We start from the raw sequence: 19,743 nt of genomic DNA, 5'->3' as shown, positions 1-19,743 counted from the left end.
CGCCACGCGCCGCGGTCTTCAACCTTCATCGAGGCCATGCAGTGGACGAGGAATTGGCGCAGCAATACGGTTATCGTGATTCCTATGCCGCCGGCGGGCTTCTGTTCTGCTCCGGACAACTCGGCGTGGACACTGACGGCCACGTGCCGAAGGATCCGGCAAGGCAATTCGAGCTGGCATTTGCGGCACTGGAAACGCTGCTGGCGCGCCACGGCCTCGGCCCGGCCGACATCGTCGATCTCACCAGTTTCCACGTCCATTACCCGCTGCACATGGAGGCATTCATGCGCAGCAAGGCTGCCTTCATGGGCGGCGCCACCTGCTGCTGGACAGCAGTGGGTGTGACAGCGCTGGGTTATCCCGATGCGCTGGCGGAAATCAAGACGATTGCGCGCCTTGGAAACAACGCAGGCTGAAAGCCATGCCATTATGCGAGGACACCTACGATTACATCGTGATCGGCGCCGGCTCTGCCGGTTGCGTGCTGGCCAATCGGCTTTCAGCAGATCCCGACATCGGGGTACTGTTGCTGGAAGCCGGTGGCGCGGATCACAACCCGCTCATCCACCTGCCGGCGGGTTTCCTGCCGATGCTTGAACACGGCATGGCCAGCTGGCATTACCGCACCGAGCCGCAAAAGCATCTGGATGGCCGTACGCTGTTCGACGTGCGCGGCAAAGTGCTTGGCGGCAGCAGCTCGATCAACGGCATGTGCTACAGCCGCGGCGCACCGGAAATCTTCGACCTGTGGTCCGCGCAGGGCAACCGCGGCTGGTCGTATGCCGAGGTATTGCCATACTTCAAGCGGGCCGAGCATCGGGAACTTGGTGCGAGTACCTACCATGGCGGCGCCGGACCGCTATACGTGAGCCAGTCGCGCATCGACAACCCGGGCCTCGCAGCGTGGATAGCCGCCGCGCAGCAGGCTGGCCACCCATACAACAGCGACCAGAACGGCGCCACGCCGGAGGGCTTCGGGCCTGCGGAACACACGATCCAACGCGGGCGCCGGATCAGCACGGCGGTGGCCTACCTGCACCCGGTGCGCCGACGCCACAACCTCCACATGCGCACACGCGCCCACGCCACGCGCATCGTATTCGAGGGCACACGCGCAGTGGCGGTGGAATACCGCCACGCCGGTCGCATGCGGCGAGTCCGCGCCACGCGCGAGATAGTGAGCTGCGCCGGCACGTTCCAGTCGGCGCAGTTGCTCTTGCTCTCCGGCATCGGCGAGGCCGACCAGCTGCACTCGCTGGGCATCAAGCCCATCGCCAACCTCCCCGGCGTGGGCCGCAACCTGCACGATCACGTCGGCACCATGGTGCAAACGGTGAGCCCCGCGCCGGTGTCGGATTACCGCAACTTCACCAGCCCGTGGCGCCTCGCTGCCTCCGGCCTGCGTTACCTGCTTGCCCGCAGCGGTCCGCTTGCGGGCTCCGGCACCGATGCAGTGGCCTACCTTCGCAGTGGTGCGGCCGGCAGCCGTGAGCTTGACCTCAAGTTCTATTTCATGCCGCTAATGTTCGACCCCACCGGTGGCATCGCGAACGAGCACGGCTACACCAACCTGGTCATCCTGACCCGTCCGGAAAGCCGCGGCGAACTGCGCCTGCGCGCGGCGGACCCGGCTCAACCGCCGCTGATCGACGCCAACTACCTCGCGGAGCCCCGCGACCGTGAGGCACTACGGCGTGGCGTGCGCCTGGTACGCGAGATCCTCGCCCAGCCCGCCTACGCACCCTACCGCGGCGCCGAACGCCTGCCCGGCGTCGGCTGCGCCAGCGACGCGGAACTCGACGCCTTCTTCCGCCGCACCTGCAACGTCAACTATGAGGCAGTGGGAACCTGCCGCATGGGTCACGACGAACTGGCCGTGGTGGACGACGCACTGCGCGTTCGCGGCGTGGCCGGCCTGCGCGTGGCTGATGGCTCGGTGATGCCGCGCATCACCACCGGCGACCCGAACGCCACGATCGTGATGATCGCGGAAAAGGCTGCTGACTTGCTGCTGGGTCGCTCGGCACCGGCCCCGGCGACCTTGCCGTAATACCGGGCTCATTGCGTCCTTTCCCCGACGTAATCGGGCACAGCCTCATCCACCCACGCGACGCGCGCCGCCATCGGCGCGCGTCGCCAGCCCATCACCACCTTGCCGTAAACGACACCCCGAACGTGCGTGGCTCGGCGTAATTCGCAGTGCGCAGGTTGCCGAAGCCAGGGCCGAAATCAATGATGCTGTCGAGGTGGCCGCTGTCGGCAAGGTTCTTGGCCCACAGCGACACCTCGCCGCTCACGCCGTGCCCAAGGTACACGTCGCTCAGCGAGATCCGTGCATTGAGGATGCCACTGGGCTTGACGCGCGTGTTTTGCGCAAGCTGCTGCGGCGGGTTGGTCTGCGTGAACGGGTACACGTAAAGGTAAAAGCGGTCGGTGTAGCGGTAGTCCAGGGTGGCGTGCAGCACGCCGTTGCCGGTGCGCAGCAGTACATCATCCACGGTGAAGCTGGCGGTGTTGCGTGGCGCAAACTGCACCGAGCGGTTGTTCTTGACGTCCACACCATTCACCAGGAACCGGGTGTACTTGGTGTGCATGTATCCGTAGTTGAGTCCCAGCGTCAGGTTTTCGGTGGCGCTCAGGTGAGCTTCCAGCTCCGCGCCCACTTGGCGGGACGAGCCCACGTTGAGGATGGTGCTGCCGGCGGAGCCCTCGGCGGTGAAGATCGCCTGCTGCAGGTTGCTGATGCGGTTGGCGAACACCGCGGCATCAAGGCTAAGCCGGCCATCGAGGAACAGGTTCTTGCTGCCAGCCTCGAGCGTGCGCTGCTTCTCCTGCTTGTACGGCGTGGTGGCCGTTGTCACCGTCTGCGCCTCGCCGTTGAAGCCACCGGCCATGTAGCCCTCGGCATAGCGCGCATACAGCATGTTGCGGGGAGTGAATTGCCAGGCAAGGTTCACCGTGGGCGTGGTGGCGCCAAAGTTGGCGCGCGCCGAAGTGCCCTGCGGCACCAGCACGTACGCCGGGTCGACCAGCGCCTCGAAACGCCCGCCGCGCTTCTGCTCCAGCGTGCGGCGCAAGCCGCCGGTGAGCGTTAGCGTATCGGTGAGCTTGTAGTCGACCTGGCCATACACGGCGCGCGAGCGCGTCTGGTAACTGTAGTTTTCGTTGTAGCTGGCCAGCCCGAAGAAATACGTCTGCGGGTTGTCGGTGAAGCCGTTGTCGGTGAAGTAATACGCGCCGGCCGTCCAGTTCCACGGGCCGCTGCTGCCCATGTACTGCAGCTCGTGCGAGGCCTGCCGGTAGCGGGTGGTGTTGGCGGTTTGCGCGAACAGGATGGGCGAACCGTCGAGATCGAGCCCGTCGCTCCAGTGCATGTCGCGGTACGCCCCGATGTACTTGAGCGTGCCGAAGTCGCCGAGCTTCCACGCCACCGTCAGCGCATTGCCGGCGATCCGGGATTTCTCGAAATCCGGTGAGTCGATGCTGGCGCGGGTCTGGCGTCCGTGGTTGACGATGATGCCGGGGATGCCGAAATCGGTACCGACGTCGGAGTTGATCGTCTGGTTAAAGATGCCGTGCTGCTTGATGTTGGTGTAGTCGAAGCGATAGCGCAGCGTGAGGTTGTCGCTGGCGTCGTATTCCAGATCGGCATAGAACGCGTGGTTGTGCCGATTGGCGAGATCCGGCTCGCTGCTGCCTGGCGTGGTCTTGACCCAACCATCCCGACGCTCGACGCGGCCGCCCAGCGACATCTTGAGCTTGCCGATGGCCGGCAGGTCGACCGAGGCGCGCGCCACCTTGGCACCGTAGTTGCCGAACGTCACTGTCGCGTCACCGGTGAACACCCCACTGGGCGGACGGGTGACGAGATTGATCGCGCCGGCCATGGTGTTGCGGCCGAACAGCGTGCCCTGCGGGCCGCGCAGCACCTCGATGCGCTCGAGGTTGACGAGGTCGAACACGTTGCCTTGGGTCTTGCCCAGGTACACGCCATCGACATACACGCCGATCGGCTGGTCCCAGTAAGGCGCGGGGTTGAAGTTGTTGCCGCCGCGGATCGAGATGGCCGACGAAGTACCGTTGCCCGGGGAGTTCACCACGGTGAGGTTCGGTGCCACGGCACCAAGGTCGGACACGTTCTGGATGCCGCGCGCGGTGAGCGCGGCTTCGTCGATGGCGGTCACCGCCACCGGCACCTCCTGCAGGTTCTGGCTGCGCCGCTGGGCGGTCACCACCACTTCCTTCAATGCCACCGGCTTCTTTTTTGCGGTGGTGGCCGGCGGCTTTTCGGCTTGTGCCGCCGCGGCGCCATCGACTGCCGGCGGCACCTCATCGCCGGCCAGTGCCGGCACCACGTACAACACCTGGCTGACAGCTACCGCGAGCGCACATTGGCGCCACGGCATCGCACGAAAAAAACGCATGGCATTCTCTCCCCGTAGGTGGACACGCAAGTGCCGACGCGTCAGCAGGCATCTCCGGCCGGCCTGATCGCGGGCATGCAACGAGCCTGCGGCAATCGGCCACGGGGGGAATCGTCCGAGGGGACTAAGAAACTTTCCGATCCCGACCGCGCTGCGGTCGGATCACTCCGGCGTCGAGCCGAGCCAGGCGACGCTGTTCAGGAACAGCCGCACCAGCTCGGTCTGCCGGCGCACGCCGGTCTTGGAGAAGATCGAGCGCAAATGCGCGCGCGCGGTGTTGCGCCGGATGTTGAGCGCCTCGGCGGCTTCTTCCAGCGAGAGGCCGTTGGCCAATTGGATGGCCAATGCCGTTTCCGCCGGCGTCAACTGGAACAGTTGCTGGGTAAGCCGGATCGGCGGATGCGCCTTGCCTTCGGTGTCGCGCACAAACACTGCCACGCTCGGCCGATGCTTGCCCTCGGTCCACTCGTCCGGCGATACGGCCTGCACCACCAGGCCCCAGCTCTGCTGGCCGGACGGCCGACTCACCGACATCGCCTCGGTGAGTTCCGCCTGTGCCGAATTGGATCGCGCCAGCGCGTTGTGGATGAGTTGCTGCAGTTTGCGGTTGTCGTTTGCGTAGGTGGCTTCGAGCTGATCGCCAGCCAGCCGCAAACCGTCGCGCAAGCTGAGGATGCCGCTGGCTGCCGCGTTGCACTCCACCACCTTGCCGCGCTCGTCCAGCACCACCGCGCCCACCATGAGCTGCGCCATAGCGCGGCCGTATAGAAGGCTGAGTTTGCGATCGCGGTTGACCGACAGATAGGCATCCAGTGCCTGGCGCAGATGCGGCAACAGCCGGCGCGCAGTTTCGATCCGCAGCGGCGAAAACGGTCGCCACGATTCCGGGCGGGTGACGCGAAAGCCGTACACGCTGCCGGCGCGAGTGCTGAGGTTGGCCGCCATCACGTGGCATACATCGTGCGGCGCACACCACTCGCGATAGTAGGCGCTGGCCTTCCACTCCGCGGGCGACATCAAATCGCTTTCGGTCACCAACTGGCCGATCGGCACGTCGGTGAACGGACTGGCGGCGATGCCCACGGTGCTGGGGTCGATCGGGCCGTGGTCGCTGGCCACCGACACGATGAGGCCGGGATCGTCTTCGGTCACGTGACGCACGATCAGCGACACATAATTGCCGCCGAGCTCCTCACGAATTTCGTCGAGGCACGCCGACCACAACGCAGGGTCGAGCGCGGCATCGTAGATGCGCTCGACGAGATGGCTGAACCGCTCAACCGTCAATACGGTTGGTGCAGCCGGCGACGTCGCCGCGTCAGGCGGCAGACTGGACGGGGCATCCGGAGTGCTCATGCCCATCGAGTCTAGCGGCACGCACTGGCAATGGGACATGCCGAAAGGGCCGGGCGATTCATCACCGTTTCAGCCCAGCTCGAACAAGGCCGCGGCGCCCATGCCGCCGCCAATGCACATGCTCACCACGGCGTAGCGCACGCCGCGTCGACGCCCCTCGATCAGCGCATGCCCGGTGAGCCGCGAGCCGGTCATGCCGAACGGGTGACCGATGGCGACGGCGCCACCATCGACGTTGAGCAGGTCGTTCGGGATGCCGAGCTGGTCGCGGCAGTACACCACCTGGCAGGCAAACGCTTCGTTGATCTCCCACAGGCCGATGTCGGCCACGCCAATCCCGCGCTGCTTGAGCAGCTTGGGGATTGCTACCAGCGGGCCGATGCCCATTTCGTCGGCGCGGCACCCCGCCACCGCCAGGCCGCGGTAGGCGCCCAGCGGTTGCAGTCCGCGGCGTTCGGCCTCCGCGCGGCTCATCAGCACGCAGGCCGAGGCGCCATCGGAAAGCTGCGAGGCGTTGCCGGCGGTGATGAACTCGCCCTGCTGCACCCACTGCCCGCCCTTCCACACCGGCTTGAGCGCCGCGAGGCTTTTCAGCGTGGTGCCCGGGCGATTGCCCTCGTCGCGCGCAAGCGTCACGGCCTCGCTGCCGGTGACGTTGCCTTCCTTGTCGAATAACTGTTTCACCGTGGGCAGCGGCACGATTTCCGCATCGAACCGCCCGGCCTGCTGCGCCACCGCCGTGCGCTGCTGGCTTTGCAGCGCGTACTCGTCCTGCGCCGCACGGCTGATGTGGTAGCGCCGGCTGACGATCTCGGCGGTTTCGATCATCGGGATGTAGGCCGTGGGTTCGGCCGCCAGCACCGCCTTGGACTGCGCGCGGTAGCTGTTCTTGTGCTTGTTCTGCACCAGCGAGATCGACTCCAGCCCGCCGGCCACGGCGATGGTGTATTCGCCATACATGATCGCCTTGGCCGCGGTGGCGATGCTGACCAGGCCGGAGGCGCACATGCGGTCGATGGTCATGCCACCCACCGTCTCGGGCAGGCCGGCGGTGTAGGTGCACAGCCGACCGAGGTTGTAGCCCTGGGTGCCCTGCTGCGCGGCGATGCCGAGCACCACGTCGTCCACGTCCTTGCCGTCCACGCCGGCGCGCTCCAGCGCGGCGCGGATCACGTGGCCGCCAAGCACCGGCGCCTCGGTGTCGTTGAACGCGCCGCGATACGCCTTGCCGATCGGCGTGCGCGCGGTGGAGACGATGACGGCGTCGTTGGCTTGCTGATTCATGGCATGACCTTCACTGCTCGAAATACAGACGGCTGATGGTGTCCACCACGCAGCCGGGTTTGGCGCCGTCTTCGATCTCCACGGTCACGCGGATCGTGGCTTGCACGCCGCCGTCCTTGAGCGCCTCGGCCGCCAGCACCTGGCCGTGGCCGCGGATGCGCGCACCCACCTTGACCGGCGCCGGAAAACGCACCTTGTCGCAACCGTAGTTGACGCCCATCGCCAGGCGCTCGTAATGCACGATCTGCGGCAGGAAATAACTCGCCAGCGATTGCGTCAGATAACCGTGCGCAATGCAGGCGCCGAACGGGCCGGTCGCCGCGCGCACCGGGTCGACGTGGATCCATTGGTGGTCGCCAGTGGCCTCGGCAAACTGGTCGATGCGCGGCTGGGTCATCGTCAGCCAGTCGCTGGCGCCGAGATCCCGGCCCACGGCGGCGAGCACGCTGGCGGCAGAGTCGAAAACCGTGGCCATGCTCAGGCCTGCTGCGAGCTGACCGACACCACTTCGCCGGTCATGTAGCTGGAATAGTCGCTGGCGAGGAACACCATCACGTTGGCCACCTCCCACGGTTCGGCACCGCGGTGGAACGCCTCCCGCGCGGCGAGCTGATGCAGCAGTTCCTCGCTGGCGGATTTCTTCAGGAACGCATGGATGGCGAGCGACGGCGCCACCGCGTTCACGCGCACGCCGAACTCGGCGGCTTCCATCGCCGCGCAGCGGGTGAGCGCCATCACGCCCGCCTTCGCCGCCGCGTAGTGCGCCTGCTCCACCTGCGCGCGCCAGCCGAGCACGGACGCGTTGTTGACGATCACCCCGCCGCCCTGCGCCTGCATCGCCCTGAGCGCCGCGCGCGTCATGCGGAAGGTGCCGGTGAGGGTGATGTCGATTACCTTGTGCCAGTCCTCGTCGCTCATTTCCACGATGCGCTTGCTGGTGCCCAGACCGGCGTTGTTGATCAACACATCGACGCTGCCGAGCTTGTCCGCTGCGGCGGCAAACAGCGCATCCACATCGGCCTGCCGGCTCACGTCGCACAGTTGCCCGTGCACCTGGCTCAGCCCGGTGTCACGCCGGATGGCCTCCACCGCCTCGTGCAGGCGCCGCTCGTGCACGTCGCTGATGAGCAACGCGCGGGCGCCCTCCTCCGCGGCGCGCTTGGCGGCGGCAAAGCCGATGCCGGCACCGGCGGCCGCGGTGACCAGCACCGACTTGCCCTTGAGCAGGCCATGCGCGGGGACGTAAGCGGGAGTGTCGTGCAGGTTCATGGCGGGGCCTTCAAGCGTGCTGGATGTTGGTGGGGCCGAAGTACGCGCGCATGTGCGCAATGCGCCCTTCGCCATCGAAATCGAAAACGTCGATCGGGTGGATGGTGAGCGGCTGGCCGCCATCCACCAGGCGCACGCGGAAGGCAAACGCGACGGAACGCGCCGCGGCACGCACGTCACTTTCCAACGCGACGTCGAGTCGCATGGCGCAACTGGCGCGATAGAACTCGCGAATTGCCACGCGCCCGCGCCGCGGCAGGGTACCGACGGGGTCTTCGACCACGGCATCCTCGGCGTACAGCGCGACGACCGCATCGGCATTGCCGGCGTTCAGCGCACGCACGTAGGCATGCACCGTATCGATCATCGCCTGCGTCGTTGCGGTCATGGCCCCTTGCGCTCCTCGCGCGGCATGCCGAGCGCGCGCTCGGCAATCAAGTTCAACTGGATCTCGTTGGTGCCGGCGTAGATCGTGTCCGCCCGGCTGGAGAGCCAAACCTGCTGCAGGCGCGTGCGCGCCGCATCGTCCGCTCGGACCACGTCGCCGGCGCGGCCCAGCACGTCGGCGGCAAGCTGGCCAAGATCGCGGCGCCAGTTGGACCAGGCGTACTTGGCGGTGTACGCGGCATGCGAGGCGCCACCGGCACCCAGCACGCGCAGCGCGTGGAAGCGCAGCGTGGCGAGCCTGAGCGCCGCGTCGGCAATGCGCTGGCGCAGCACCGGGTCCTGCGCGGCGCCGTTGGCCCTGGCCGCGGCGATCACCAGATCCAGCTCGTGCCGAAACTGCGCCTGCTGGCCGAGGGTGGAAACCCCGCGCTCGTAGCCGAGCAGCGCCATCGCCACCTTCCAGCCCTCGCCCACCGGGCCCAGGTGCAGGCTGCCCTCGGTGCGCGCGCCGTCGAAAAACACCTCGTTGAACTCGGCGCCGCCGGTCATCTGCCGGATCGGCCGCACCGTCACCCCCGGCTGGTGCAGCGGCACCAGCAGGAGACTCAGGCCGTGGTGGCGCTGCGAGCCTTCCTCGGTGCGTGCCAGCACAAAGATCCAGTCGGCCTCCTGCGCCCAACTGGTCCATACCTTCTGCCCGTCGATCACCCACTCGCCGCGTTCCACGTCGAGCCGCGCGCGGGTGCGCACGTTGGCCAGGTCGGAGCCGGCATTGGGCTCGGAATACCCCTGCGCCCAGTACTCGCGGCCGGCACGGATGCCGGGCAGGAAACGCGCCTGCTGCGCGGGTGTGCCGAAGTCAATCAGCGTGGGCGCGAACAATTGCTCGCCGATGTGGCCGAGCCGGCCAGGGCCGCCTGCGCGGACGTATTCCTCGTGAAAAATGATCTGCTTGCCCAGCGGCAAGCCGGCACCGCCGGCGGCCTGCGGCCAGCCGATGCCGACCCAGCCGGCAGTGGCCAGCTCCTGCTCCCAACGTTTGGCCAGCGCGGCGTCGAAGCGTTCCTCGCCGGGACCGTGGCAGCCGCGCAGTGCGGCGAACTCGCCCGTGAGGTGCGCCGCCATCCACGCCTGCACTTCGGCGCGGAACGTGCGTTCTTCAGGAGTCTCGGTGAGGTTCATGGCGCGGCATCCAGCAGTTGCGCCGCGACCCGCTCACGCCACTCGGCGGGGTCGCCGCCGCGCACGCGATTGGCCTGCGCTCGCTTGAAATAACGCTGCACGTCCACCTCCCACGTGTAGCCGACGCCGCCGTGCAACTGGATGGCTTCCTGCGCGGCGTAGCGCACCGCGTCGCACGCCGCGCACCATGCTTCCGCAGCGTGGAACGACAGCGTCGTCGCCTCCGGCGCGGCATCGGCCACCGCGGCCGCGCCGTACACCGCCGAGCGCGCGGATTCGATCGCCACCAGCATCTGCGCGCAGCGATGCTTCACCGCCTGGAAACACGCGATCGGCCGCCCAAATTGCATGCGCTGCGCGGCGTAGGCCAGCGTGAGATCCAGGCATTGCTGGGCAACGCCAACTTGCTCGGCCGCCAGCGCGATGGCGGCAAGACCGCGCGCATGCACCAGCGCCGTGCGCAGCGCGGCACCTTCAGCCAGCAGGGCCGTGGCCGGCACATGCACGGCGTGCGCGTGCACGCTGGCGCTGCGCCGCGTGGTGTCGATCATGGCAAGGGGTTCGACGGCAAGCTCCGGCGCCGGCACCCAGAAGAGGCGCGGCGACTCGCCCTCGATCAGCAACAGGAAGTTGTCCGCCCACGCGGCGCCGGGCACCTGCGGCCACGTGCCGTCGAGGCGCCAGTCGCCCGCAGGCGTGGTGCTGGCGTCGGCATGGGTCGCGTGTGCTGCCAGCACCAGCACGGCGCCGGAGGCCACGCCGGCCAACAACGCCGACTCCGGGTTGCCGCATGCGCGCAGCAGCGCGGCGGCTTCGATCGCGCTCTCGAAAAACGGCACGCCGGCCAGATGCCGGCCAAGCTGCTCGGCCAGCAGCGCCAGCCCGACCTCGCCCAAGCCCAGCCCGCCCTCGGCTTCGGGCGCGGCCACCGCACACCAGCCCTGTTCGACGATGCCCTGCCACAGCGCGCGATCCATGCCGTCGGCGCTGTCCGCGGCAGCGCGCATGGCTGGCGCGGCGCACGCCTCGGCGAGGAAATCCGCGGCGGCTTGCGCAATCGCCTGCTGGTCGTCGTCCAGCGCGAGATCCATGTCAGGTGCCCCACACCTTTTGCGCGGGCACTGCTTCGGCCAGCAACTTCTCGACTATCGGGCCCAGCTCGGCCGGCACCCAGCGCATGCCCTTGTCATTGATCTTGCCGGTGCGCCAGCCGTCGGCCACCGACAGCTCGCCGCCCTTGGCCTCGAAGCAGCGCCCCGTGACGTGCGCGGACTGCACGCTACCCAGCCACACCACGATGCTGGCGACGTTGCGCGGGTCCCAGACGTCGAAACCGTGCGCGGGCTTTTTCACCAGCTCCGGCATCGCGCCTTCGGTCATGGATGTGCGCGCGGCGGGCGCGAGGCAATTGGCGGTGATGCCGTAGCGTGCCAGCTCGGCGGCCTGCACCAGGGTGAGCGCGGCAATGCCGCCCTTGGCGGCGGAATAATTGCTCTGCCCGACCGAACCCTGCAGGCCGGCGCCGGAGGTGGTGTTGATGATGCGCGCATCCACCACCGCACCGGCCTTCTTCTGTGCGCGCCAGTGGTTACCGAGCACGTTGGCAAGGCAGAAATGCCCGCGCAGGTGCACGCGCATCACGGTGTCCCAATCCTCCTCGGTGAGCGACAGGAACATGTGGTCGCGCAGCACACCGGCGTTGTTCACCAGCACCTGCACGTCGCCGAACGCGGCAATGGCCGCCGCCACGATAGCGTGCGCACCGGCGAGGCTGGTGATGTCGCCATCGTTCGCCAGCGCCTTGCCGCCGGCGGCGACGATTTCGGCCACCACGGCCTCCGCGGCCTGGCGACGGATGTCGTTGACGACCACGTTCGCGCCCTCGGCAGCGAAGGTCTGCGCATAGGCGCGGCCCAAGCCGCCGCCAGCGCCGGTGATGATGACGGTGCGTCCGTCGCAAATGCCCATGGGCCTCTCCTCAAAGCCGTTCGAGAATGGTGACGTTGGCCTGGCCGCCGCCTTCGCACATGGTCTGCAGGCCGTAGCGCACCTGGCGGCGCTCCATCTCGTGCAGCAGCGTGGTCATCAGCTTGGCGCCGGTGGCGCCGAGCGGGTGGCCGAGCGCGATGGCGCCGCCGTTGACGTTGATGCGCTCGTACGGGTAGCCGGTCTCCTTGAGCCACGCCATCACCACGCTGGCGAAGGCTTCGTTGATCTCGACCAAGTCGATGTCCGCGAGCCGCATGCCGGATTTTTTCAGTGCATGGCGCGTCGCCGCGATTGGGGCGGTGAGGTGCCAGATCGGGTCGTCGGCGCGCGCACTCAGGTGCACGATGCGTGCACGCGGCTTAAGCCCGTAGCGTTTCACCGCGGCCTCGGACGCCACCAGGATCGCTGCCGCCGCGTCGCAGGTGCAGCTCGATACCGCGGCAGTGATCTTCGGGTATTGCGGGTCGACCGGCTGCAGCGCGGCCATTTTTTCCATCGTGGTGTGGCGTGGGGTCTCGTCCACGCGCAGCTCACCATACGGCGCGATCTCGCGCGCGAAATGTCCCGCCGCGGTCGCTGCCAGCGCGCGCTCGTGGCTGTGCAGCGCGAATTCTTCCATCGCCTCGCGACTGATGTCCCAGTGGTCGGCGATACGCTGCGCGGCGTAGAACTGGTTGACCGGCGCCTCGCCGTAGCGCGCACGCCAGCATTGGCTTTCGGCAAACGGCGTGGTGAAACCGTAGGGCTGGCCGGCGGTCATCGCCGCGCCGATGGGGATGGACGTCATCGTCTGCACGCCGCCAGCCAGCACCACGTCCTGGGTGCCGCTCATCACCGCCTGCGCGGCGAAGTGCACCGCCTGCTGCGAGCTGCCGCACTGGCGGTCGACGGTGACGCCGGGCACCGCGTCGCTCATGCCCGCGGCCAGCCACGCCGTGCGCGCGATGTCGCCCGCCAGCGGACCGATGGTGTCGACGCAACCGAAGATCACGTCGTCGTAGTCCTCCGGAGGGATCGGATTGCGTTCGACGATGGCGCGGATCACGTGCGCGCCCAGATCGGCACCATGCACCGCCGCCAGCGAGCCCTTCTTCTTGCCGGTGGGCGAGCGCAACGCGTCGATGATGTATGCATCTGCCATGGTGATTGCTCGGGATTCGGGATACAGGTTGGAAATACCGGGGGCGGTTCTTTCGCGCGGGCCTATGCGAACGTCGTGCCGGGGCCGATCGACGGCAAGGTTTCGGCGTCCAGCAAGGCCGCGCCGAGGCGGGCGCGGTGGAACGCGCGGTCGCCCCAAGCGGCATCAAGTACCCAGGCGCGCTTCATGAACATCTGCAGGTCCACCTCCCAGGTGTAGCCCATGGCGCCGTGCACCTGGATCGCCTTGCGCGCAGCCGTCCACGCGGCATCGGCACAGGCGAGCTTGGCGTGCGAGGCGCGCACGCTGGCATCGGGCTCGCCGGCGGCAAGTGCGGCGGCGGCGCGGTAGAGCACCGGGCGTGCAAATTCAATCTCGGTCACCACGTCGGCCAGGTGGTGCTTGATCGCCTGGAAGCTGCCGATCGGTTTGCCGAACTGCTTGCGCTGCGCGGCGTAATCGGTGGCCAGATCGAGCATGCGCTGCGCGAGACCGATCGCCTGGCCGCCGACGTTGAGTGCGGCGCGGTCGAGCGTGGCGGCCCACTGCGGCGCTCCGGCAACGCCATCGAGCACGCGGGTTTCCGTGTCCGGATGCCAGCGCACCTCGAACAGGCGCCGCGAGGCATCGATGCTGGGCAGCACGGTCAGCTCCACCTTGGCGCGCGGCACCGCGTGCAGCTCGCAGCCGTCGGCCACCGGGTGCGCCATCAGCAGCAGATCGGCGAGGTGCGCGTCGGCCACCCACGGATTCACCGGGTGGCCGATGGCGATGCGGCAACTGCCGTCGACCACGCGCGGCAGCCATTGCGCGCGCAGCGCGTGGCCCGCAGGCAAGCCCGCCAGCAGGCCGGGTGCAAGGTAGGCGGTATCGGCCAGCGAATCGGGGATGGCGTAATAACCCAACTCCTGCGTCATCAACGCCCAGTCGATGTCGCCCATGCCCAGCCCGCCTTCGGCCTCGGGCACGGAGAGCGCGGTGAGCCCCTGCTCGGCGATCTTCTTGCGCAATGCCGCTGAGCGCCCGGCGCCGGTTTCCCACACTTCGCGCAACTGCTCGGGCGCCGCCTCGGTCATGAAGAAGCGGCTGACGGCGTCGCGGAACGCGATCTGGTCTTCGGTGAAGGTGAAGTCCATGGCCGCTCCCTCAGTTCTTCGGCAAGCCGAGCATGCGTTCGGCAATGATGTTGCGCTGGATCTCGTTGCTGCCCGCGTAGATCGGGCCGGCCTGCGCAAACAGGAAACCTTCCAGCCACTCGTGCACTTCGGGGTCGTCGATCAGCTCGGCGCGCGCGCCGAGCAGGTGCATCGCGGTCTCGTGCATGTCCAGGTCCAGCTCGGACCAGAAAATCTTGTTGGTGCTGGATTCCGCACCGATCTTTGCGCCGTGCTGCAGCCGCGCGACGGTGTGGTAGGAAGAAAGTGTGTACGCCTCGGCGCCCATCCACGCGCGCAGCACGGCGTCGCGCAGCGTGCCGTCGTGCGCGGCCTCGCCGCGGTGGCGGCGATACAGCTCCACCAGCCGCTTTGCGGTGCGCTGGTAGCGCGCCGGCGAGCGCAGCAACAGGCCGCGCTCGAAACCCGCGGTGGCCATCGCCACGTGCCAGCCCTGGCCTTCCTCGCCGACGCGGTTCTCCACCGACACGTGCACGTCCTTGAAGAACACTTCGGCAAAGGCGAACTTGCCGTTCAGCGCCTTGATCGGGCGCACGGTGATGCCTTCGGCGTCCAGCGGCACCAGCAGGTACGACAGGCCATGGTGGCGGCTGGATTCCGGGTCCGAACGGAACAGCCCGAACATCCAGTTGGCGAACAGCGCGCGGGTGGACCAGGTCTTCTGGCCGTTCAGCACGTAATGGTCGCCGTCGCGGATCGCGCGCGAGGTGATCGAAGCCATGTCCGAACCCGCGTTGGGCTCGCTCCAGCCCTGCGCCCACATGTCGTCGCAGCGCGCGGTACGTGGCAGGAAACGCGCTTTCTGTTCCGCAGTGCCGAACTCCATCAGCGTGGGCGCAAGCAGCAGGAGGCCATTCTGGTTGACGCGCAGCGGCGCATCGGCGGCCCAGTACTCCTCCTCGAACACCAGCCAGTCGATCAGGCCGGCGCCGCGGCCGCCGAGCTCCTTCGGCCAGGTGATGGCGCTGTAGCCGTGTTCGGCCAGCTCGGCCTCCCACGCGCGGTGCTGCTCGAAACCTTCGCGGGTGTCGTAGCTTTGCAGCGGCGTGCGCGGTGCGTGTGCGGCAAGCCACGCGCGCACCTCGGCGCGGAACGCCTGCTGCTCGGGGGTGTAGGTGAGATCCATGGATGATCCTCAGAATTTCGCGTCGCGCTTGGCGACGAACGCGCTGCGGCTTTCGGCCGAATCCGGGCTCATGTACGCCTGCAGCGTGAAGCCCTGCTCCCAACGGTATTTGGCTTCCAGGTCGCCGTCCTCGACGCCGGTCAAGGCTTCCTTCGCAATGCGGATCATCGCCGGGCTCTTGGCCGCGATCTTGCGCGCGATGCCCAGCGCGGTTTCGCGCAGGTCGGCGCGCGGCACCACGCGCTCGATCGCGCCCAGGCGCAGCGCCTCGGCGGCGCCGATCATTTCGCCGGTGAAGAACAGGTAGCGCGTCTTCTGCACGCCGAACATGCGTTGCAGGTGCGCCGCGCCGCCCATTGCGCCGCGGTCCACCTCGGGCAGGCCGAAGCGCGCATCCTCGGCGGCGACCACGATGTCGGCCGCGCCGCAGATGCCGATGCCGCCACCGAGCACGAAGCCGTGCACTGCCGCGATCACCGGTACCGGGTTCAGATGCACCGCCTTGAACGTGGCGTAATTGCCGGCGTTGACGCTGACGATCAGGCCCTGGTCGGCGGCCAGCTCCTTGATGTCCACGCCCGCGCAAAAACCCTTGCCCTCCGCGCGGATCACGATCACGCGCACCTCGGGTTGTTCGCCAAGCGCGGCGATGGTCGTTGCCAGTGCATGCCAGCCGGCATTGTTCAAGGCATTCACCGGCGGGCAGTCGAGCACCAGCTCGGCGACGCCGTCAGGATGAATCTCGGTGGTGAACGGCTCAGCCATGGCTCTCTCCTCGCGCAAGTTCGCCCAGCACCTGCAGCCGCTCGGTTGCCACGCGGACGATGCCGGCAATCACTTCCTCGCAGGAATCCAGACGCCCGATCAACGCGGCGACCTGGCCGGAGGCCATCACGCCCTCGTCCGGGTGGCCGGCCAGCATCGAGCGCTGCAGGAGCATCGGTGCATTGGCCGCCATCACCGTCTGCGCCAGGCCCCCCGCGTCGTCGCCGCGCATGCCCTGCCAGAGTATCTTCAGCGCGTGGCCGCTGGTCATGCCGGTCTGCGCCTTCCAACCCAGCGCGAGTTTCAGCGCGATGCGCAGGCGCTTGAATGGCGAGGCCTTCTGCAGCATCGCCAGGTATTCGTTGGGGATCATCCGCTGCGGCATGCCGTCGACCACGCGCGAGATGGCGATCTTTGCCGCATCGTTGGTGGCGACATAGCGCGCCAGGGTGGCCTCGGGCACGCCGGAATCGCTGGTCATCAGGAACCGCGTGCCCATCGCGATGCCCTGCGCGCCGTAGGCCAGCGCCGCAACCAGGCCGCGCCCGTCGTAGAAACCGCCGGCCGCGACCACCGGCACCTCCACCGCGTCCACCACCTGCGGCAGCAGCACCGTGGTCGGCACGCTGCCGGTGTGGCCGCCGCCCTCGCCACCCTGCACGGTGACCACGTTGGCGCCCAGCTCGATGGCCTTTTGCGCATGCTTGAGCGCGCCGACCGTGGGCATGCACACGATGCCGGCGTCGCGCAGGCGGCGAATGGTCTTCGCATCCGGCCCGCGCCCGTAGCTCACCGCGCGGATGCCGTGCTTTACCGCGAGGTCGAGCAGCTGCTGCGCGTTGGGCTGGAACATGTGGAAATTGAGCCCGAACGGCTTGTCGCTGGTGAGCTCCTTCACCTTGAGGATTTCCGCCTCGACGCGCTCGGCGGGGATCGTCACTCCGGCAAGAAAACCGAAGCCGCCAGCGTTGCAGGTTGCGGCCACCAGTGAGGCGCCGGCGACGTAGCCCATCGCGGTCTGCACCACCGGGTAGCGGCAGCCGAGCAGATCGCACAGTGGCGTGTGCAGCGCGCTCATGGGGCGTCCTTCTTGTTGGCGCGGATCATCGACGCGGCATCTTGTCCGCCCAGCTCGCCGGCGCCCAGCACCTGGCTGTGCGCGTGCGCGAAGTGGTGGTAGCCAAACGCCAGATCCATCGCGCTGCGCAGGCCCTGCATCTCCTCGATGCGGTTGACGACGGTCTTGGCGAGCGATAGCCCCATGCGCGGCTGGCTGGCGATCTTCGCCGCGATGGCGTGCACCGTGGATTCCAGCGCGGCGCGCGGCACCACGCGGTTGACCATGCCGATCTCGTGCGCGCGCTGCGCGCTCATGCGCTCGCCGAGGAACAGGAACTCCTTCGCCAGGCGCGGGTTCATCTCGTGCACATGGGCGAAATACTCCACGCCGGGGATGCCCATGCGCAGCACCGGGTCCTGAAAAAACGCGTCGTCGCTGGCCACGATCAAATCGCACACCCAAGCCAGCATCAGCCCGCCGGCGATACAGGCGCCGTGCACCATCGCGATGGTCGGCTTGGGCAGGTCGTGCCAGCGCCGGCACATGCCCAGGTACACCTCCTGCTCGCGCACGTAGAGGCGCTCGGCGCCGGGCTTGTTGACGTGGTCCCACCAGAGCGCGGCGCGCGGATAGGAGTGGTCCAGGTCGCGCCCCGGCGTGCCGATGTCGTGGCCGGCGGAAAAATGCTTGCCCCCGCCGCGCAGCACGATCACCTTCACCGCGTCGTCGTCCACCGCGCGGCGCAGCGCGGCGTCGAGCGCATACGTCATCTGCGAATTCTGCGCGTTGTGGTACTTGGGGCGGTTGAGCGTGACGGTGGCGACGCGGTCGGCCACCGCGTACAGCACCGGCTTGTCCGTCTCGTAGACGGAATGGTCGGGGCGTCCGACGAAGGCGTCGCCGGGATCGGTCGTATCGGCCATCTCAGGCCCCCAGCGCGTGCGCACGCAGGTTGTGCGGGTCGAAGCGCGCAATCAGCGCAAGCTGCGCGGCAGTCGGCTGCGGCGTGGTCGGCACCGCATCCGGAATCTGCAGCGGGAAGCCGGTGGCTTCCTGTACCGCCTGCGGCGTCACGCCGGGGTGCACCGCCACCAGTCGCACCTGATGCCCAGGCCCGCTGAAATCCAGCACCGCGAGGTTGGTGTAGACGCGGCGGATGTCGACCACGTCCTCGTAGTTCCAGCCGCGCGGGAAGCGATCCGGCTTGTAGCCCACCGAGGCCACCATGTCGACCTCGCCGGCCACGAACACGCGCGGGTTGTGGTGCGGCACGAAGAACGAATTGGCGTGGCTGATGGAGTTGCCGGGAAATCCGCGCACGCCGAGCATCATCACCTTCGGCCGGGCGTAGTCGGCACCGATCATCGAGATGTTGGCCTGGCCCCAACGATCGACCTGGGTGGGGCCGACCATCGCGTGGCGCTTGCCGCTCCACACGTTGTCGAAGATGCGCGCAAAACCCATCGCGCTCTCGCGCTTCACGCGGTAGTCGCCGCGCGGGCCGATGGGTACCGGCTCGCGCACGATGAAGGCCTCGGAGTCGGTCATCATCAGGTCGAGGTTGAGCGTGGCCATGCACAGCGAGGCCGCCAGGCGCGGCACCACGCCGATGCCGGTGGCCAGCACTTCGCCGTCGTCCTTCCAGGCTTCGGCGGCGGCGCAGATGATGCGGTCGATCAGGGTTGCATCCGTCATCGCGATCTCCTCAAAACACCGGCGGAGCAAGCTGGCGGATCGCCGCCTCGCCGCCGACGCGCGCGAGGTATTCCGCCTCGCCGCAGGCCACGTAGCGCTCGACATAGCGCTGCCAGCCGTCGGCATCCTTCGCGCTGGCCGCGTACTCCTTGAAGTGCGCCACGTCGAAGCCGTACAGCGGCGCGCACGAGCTGGGGTGCGCGCCGCACGGCAAGTGCACCACGCCGGTGGTTTCGCTGCGCTCCCAGGGCACGTAACGCGCCTCGTCCCCGGCCTCGAACACGCTGCCGTCCACCAGCTCGTCGCAGCTTGCATACGTGGCCTTCGCCGCGCGCACGAAGAGGTCGTCCATGTACAGGTCCGGCCCCTTCACCTGGCACACGCCGCGCGCGTCGGCGCGGTCCACGTGCACCAGCGCCACGTCGAGCGGCAATGCCGGCATCGCCAGCCACTGCTTGTCGTCGTAGGGCGAATCCACCAGCTTGAGCGACGGGTTGACCTTGGGCACGTCGGTGCCCAGGCCCACCCGCGTCGGGATGAACGGCAGGCCCCATCCGGCAGCCTTGAGGCCGAGCAGGAACAGGCCCTCGTCCACTTCCATCGTCTCCACCGCGCCGTGCTGGCGCGCGAGGCGGAAGTACGGTTCGAGCGGGATGAAATCCAGCGAGACGAAGGCAAATACTACCTTGCGCACCTTGCCGGCCGCGCACAGCATGCCCACGTCCGCGCCGCCGTAGGAGACGATGGTGAGGTCCTTCAGCGGGCTGCGCAGGATCTCGCGCACCAGCGCCATCGGCTTGCGCCGCGGGCCCCAGCCGCCGATGCCGATGGTCATGCCGTCGTGCAGTTGCGCCACGACGTCGGCCGCGCCCATGCGTTTGTCGGCCATC

19 protein-coding genes are annotated in these 19,743 nt (G+C 68.0%); 2 read left to right on the top strand and 17 right to left on the bottom strand.

Annotated features, from left to right (window positions below; genetic code table 11):
- Nucleotides 1-41 precede the first annotated feature (41 nt).
- Nucleotides 42-416, top strand: coding sequence for a Rid family hydrolase (locus AC3WP6_RS02300; RefSeq protein ID WP_492626179.1), 375 nt, complete (start codon nt 42-44; stop codon nt 414-416).
- Nucleotides 417-421: 5 nt separating this feature from the next.
- Nucleotides 422-2,050: a GMC family oxidoreductase gene (locus tag AC3WP6_RS02295; protein ID WP_492626178.1), complete on the top strand. Its 1,629-nt coding sequence runs from the start codon at nt 422-424 to the stop codon at nt 2,048-2,050.
- Between the two features lie 94 nt (nt 2,051-2,144).
- On the opposite strand, the gene AC3WP6_RS02290 is transcribed toward AC3WP6_RS02295, so the two are convergent.
- From AC3WP6_RS02290 to AC3WP6_RS02210, 17 genes are all read right to left on the bottom strand, one after another.
- Nucleotides 2,145-4,424: a TonB-dependent receptor gene (locus AC3WP6_RS02290; protein WP_492626177.1), complete on the bottom strand. Its 2,280-nt coding sequence runs from the start codon at nt 4,422-4,424 to the stop codon at nt 2,145-2,147.
- 162 nt (nt 4,425-4,586) lie between these two features.
- Entirely contained in the window at nt 4,587-5,780 is a 1,194-nt protein-coding gene (locus tag AC3WP6_RS02285) for a helix-turn-helix transcriptional regulator (RefSeq protein ID WP_492626176.1), read from the bottom strand.
- Between the two features lie 69 nt (nt 5,781-5,849).
- On the bottom strand, nt 5,850-7,064 hold the full coding sequence (locus AC3WP6_RS02280) for an acetyl-CoA C-acyltransferase (protein WP_492626175.1): 1,215 nt from the start codon (nt 7,062-7,064) through the stop codon (nt 5,850-5,852).
- A gap of 10 nt (nt 7,065-7,074) precedes the next feature.
- The gene (locus AC3WP6_RS02275) at nt 7,075-7,539 is read right to left on the bottom strand and encodes a MaoC family dehydratase (RefSeq protein WP_492626174.1); all 465 of its coding nucleotides are present in this window, start codon (nt 7,537-7,539) and stop codon (nt 7,075-7,077) included.
- Nucleotides 7,540-7,541: 2 nt separating this feature from the next.
- Nucleotides 7,542-8,333, bottom strand: a complete 792-nt coding sequence (locus tag AC3WP6_RS02270) for an SDR family oxidoreductase (RefSeq protein WP_492626173.1) — start codon at nt 8,331-8,333, stop codon at nt 7,542-7,544.
- A 10-nt stretch (nt 8,334-8,343) separates the two neighbouring features.
- Entirely contained in the window at nt 8,344-8,721 is a 378-nt protein-coding gene (locus AC3WP6_RS02265; RefSeq protein ID WP_492626172.1) for a nuclear transport factor 2 family protein, read from the bottom strand.
- Complete coding sequence (locus AC3WP6_RS02260; protein WP_492626171.1) at nt 8,718-9,902, bottom strand: acyl-CoA dehydrogenase family protein; 1,185 nt, start codon at nt 9,900-9,902, stop codon at nt 8,718-8,720. Before AC3WP6_RS02260 ends, AC3WP6_RS02265 begins: the two co-directional genes overlap by 4 nt.
- Nucleotides 9,899-10,993: an acyl-CoA dehydrogenase family protein gene (locus AC3WP6_RS02255; RefSeq protein WP_492626170.1), complete on the bottom strand. Its 1,095-nt coding sequence runs from the start codon at nt 10,991-10,993 to the stop codon at nt 9,899-9,901. Before AC3WP6_RS02255 ends, AC3WP6_RS02260 begins: the two co-directional genes overlap by 4 nt.
- Nucleotide 10,994: 1 nt before the next feature.
- Nucleotides 10,995-11,870: an SDR family oxidoreductase gene (locus tag AC3WP6_RS02250; protein ID WP_492626169.1), complete on the bottom strand. Its 876-nt coding sequence runs from the start codon at nt 11,868-11,870 to the stop codon at nt 10,995-10,997.
- Between the two features lie 10 nt (nt 11,871-11,880).
- Nucleotides 11,881-13,032 (bottom strand): acetyl-CoA C-acetyltransferase, encoded by a 1,152-nt coding sequence (locus tag AC3WP6_RS02245; RefSeq protein ID WP_492626168.1) that lies wholly within the window; start codon nt 13,030-13,032, stop codon nt 11,881-11,883.
- A 62-nt stretch (nt 13,033-13,094) separates the two neighbouring features.
- On the bottom strand, nt 13,095-14,168 hold the full coding sequence (locus AC3WP6_RS02240; protein WP_492626167.1) for an acyl-CoA dehydrogenase family protein: 1,074 nt from the start codon (nt 14,166-14,168) through the stop codon (nt 13,095-13,097).
- A 10-nt stretch (nt 14,169-14,178) separates the two neighbouring features.
- Complete coding sequence (locus AC3WP6_RS02235) at nt 14,179-15,333, bottom strand: acyl-CoA dehydrogenase family protein (RefSeq protein WP_492626166.1); 1,155 nt, start codon at nt 15,331-15,333, stop codon at nt 14,179-14,181.
- Nucleotides 15,334-15,342: 9 nt separating this feature from the next.
- Entirely contained in the window at nt 15,343-16,098 is a 756-nt protein-coding gene (locus tag AC3WP6_RS02230) for an enoyl-CoA hydratase family protein (protein ID WP_492626165.1), read from the bottom strand.
- Entirely contained in the window at nt 16,091-17,176 is a 1,086-nt protein-coding gene (locus AC3WP6_RS02225; RefSeq protein WP_492626164.1) for an NAD(P)H-dependent flavin oxidoreductase, read from the bottom strand. The genes AC3WP6_RS02230 and AC3WP6_RS02225 overlap by 8 nt, the downstream gene beginning before the upstream one ends.
- Complete coding sequence (locus tag AC3WP6_RS02220) at nt 17,173-18,081, bottom strand: enoyl-CoA hydratase (protein ID WP_492626163.1); 909 nt, start codon at nt 18,079-18,081, stop codon at nt 17,173-17,175. Before AC3WP6_RS02220 ends, AC3WP6_RS02225 begins: the two co-directional genes overlap by 4 nt.
- Before the next feature lies 1 nt (nt 18,082).
- A complete protein-coding gene (locus AC3WP6_RS02215) occupies nt 18,083-18,853 on the bottom strand; it encodes a CoA-transferase subunit beta (protein ID WP_492626162.1) in 771 nt (256 codons plus the stop codon).
- 10 nt (nt 18,854-18,863) lie between these two features.
- On the bottom strand, nt 18,864-19,742 hold the full coding sequence (locus AC3WP6_RS02210; RefSeq protein ID WP_492626161.1) for a CoA transferase subunit A: 879 nt from the start codon (nt 19,740-19,742) through the stop codon (nt 18,864-18,866).
- Nucleotide 19,743 lies beyond the last annotated feature (1 nt).

The sequence above is a fragment of the Rhodanobacter sp. FW106-HT46G03 genome (genome assembly GCF_058789895.1).
The sequence above is the reverse complement of the archived record's forward strand: the minus strand, read 5'-3'. Positions and strand labels throughout refer to the sequence as shown.

What these genes read in the sequence shown, in the direction of transcription:
- AC3WP6_RS02295 (WP_492626178.1), top strand. Translation starts at nt 422, where the DNA reads ATGCCATTATGCGAGGACACCTACGATTACATCGTGATCGGCGCCGGC.
- AC3WP6_RS02290 (WP_492626177.1), bottom strand. Translation starts at nt 4,424, where the DNA reads ATGCGTTTTTTTCGTGCGATGCCGTGGCGCCAATGTGCGCTCGCGGTA.
- AC3WP6_RS02285 (WP_492626176.1), bottom strand. Translation starts at nt 5,780, where the DNA reads ATGAGCACTCCGGATGCCCCGTCCAGTCTGCCGCCTGACGCGGCGACG.
- AC3WP6_RS02280 (WP_492626175.1), bottom strand. Translation starts at nt 7,064, where the DNA reads ATGAATCAGCAAGCCAACGACGCCGTCATCGTCTCCACCGCGCGCACG.
- AC3WP6_RS02275 (WP_492626174.1), bottom strand. Translation starts at nt 7,539, where the DNA reads ATGGCCACGGTTTTCGACTCTGCCGCCAGCGTGCTCGCCGCCGTGGGC.
- AC3WP6_RS02270 (WP_492626173.1), bottom strand. Translation starts at nt 8,333, where the DNA reads ATGAACCTGCACGACACTCCCGCTTACGTCCCCGCGCATGGCCTGCTC.
- AC3WP6_RS02265 (WP_492626172.1), bottom strand. Translation starts at nt 8,721, where the DNA reads ATGACCGCAACGACGCAGGCGATGATCGATACGGTGCATGCCTACGTG.
- AC3WP6_RS02260 (WP_492626171.1), bottom strand. Translation starts at nt 9,902, where the DNA reads ATGAACCTCACCGAGACTCCTGAAGAACGCACGTTCCGCGCCGAAGTG.
- AC3WP6_RS02255 (WP_492626170.1), bottom strand. Translation starts at nt 10,993, where the DNA reads ATGGATCTCGCGCTGGACGACGACCAGCAGGCGATTGCGCAAGCCGCC.
- AC3WP6_RS02250 (WP_492626169.1), bottom strand. Translation starts at nt 11,870, where the DNA reads ATGGGCATTTGCGACGGACGCACCGTCATCATCACCGGCGCTGGCGGC.
- AC3WP6_RS02245 (WP_492626168.1), bottom strand. Translation starts at nt 13,032, where the DNA reads ATGGCAGATGCATACATCATCGACGCGTTGCGCTCGCCCACCGGCAAG.
- AC3WP6_RS02240 (WP_492626167.1), bottom strand. Translation starts at nt 14,168, where the DNA reads ATGGACTTCACCTTCACCGAAGACCAGATCGCGTTCCGCGACGCCGTC.
- AC3WP6_RS02235 (WP_492626166.1), bottom strand. Translation starts at nt 15,333, where the DNA reads ATGGATCTCACCTACACCCCCGAGCAGCAGGCGTTCCGCGCCGAGGTG.
- AC3WP6_RS02230 (WP_492626165.1), bottom strand. Translation starts at nt 16,098, where the DNA reads ATGGCTGAGCCGTTCACCACCGAGATTCATCCTGACGGCGTCGCCGAG.
- AC3WP6_RS02225 (WP_492626164.1), bottom strand. Translation starts at nt 17,176, where the DNA reads ATGAGCGCGCTGCACACGCCACTGTGCGATCTGCTCGGCTGCCGCTAC.
- AC3WP6_RS02220 (WP_492626163.1), bottom strand. Translation starts at nt 18,081, where the DNA reads ATGGCCGATACGACCGATCCCGGCGACGCCTTCGTCGGACGCCCCGAC.
- AC3WP6_RS02215 (WP_492626162.1), bottom strand. Translation starts at nt 18,853, where the DNA reads ATGACGGATGCAACCCTGATCGACCGCATCATCTGCGCCGCCGCCGAA.
- AC3WP6_RS02210 (WP_492626161.1), bottom strand. Translation starts at nt 19,742, where the DNA reads ATGGCCGACAAACGCATGGGCGCGGCCGACGTCGTGGCGCAACTGCAC.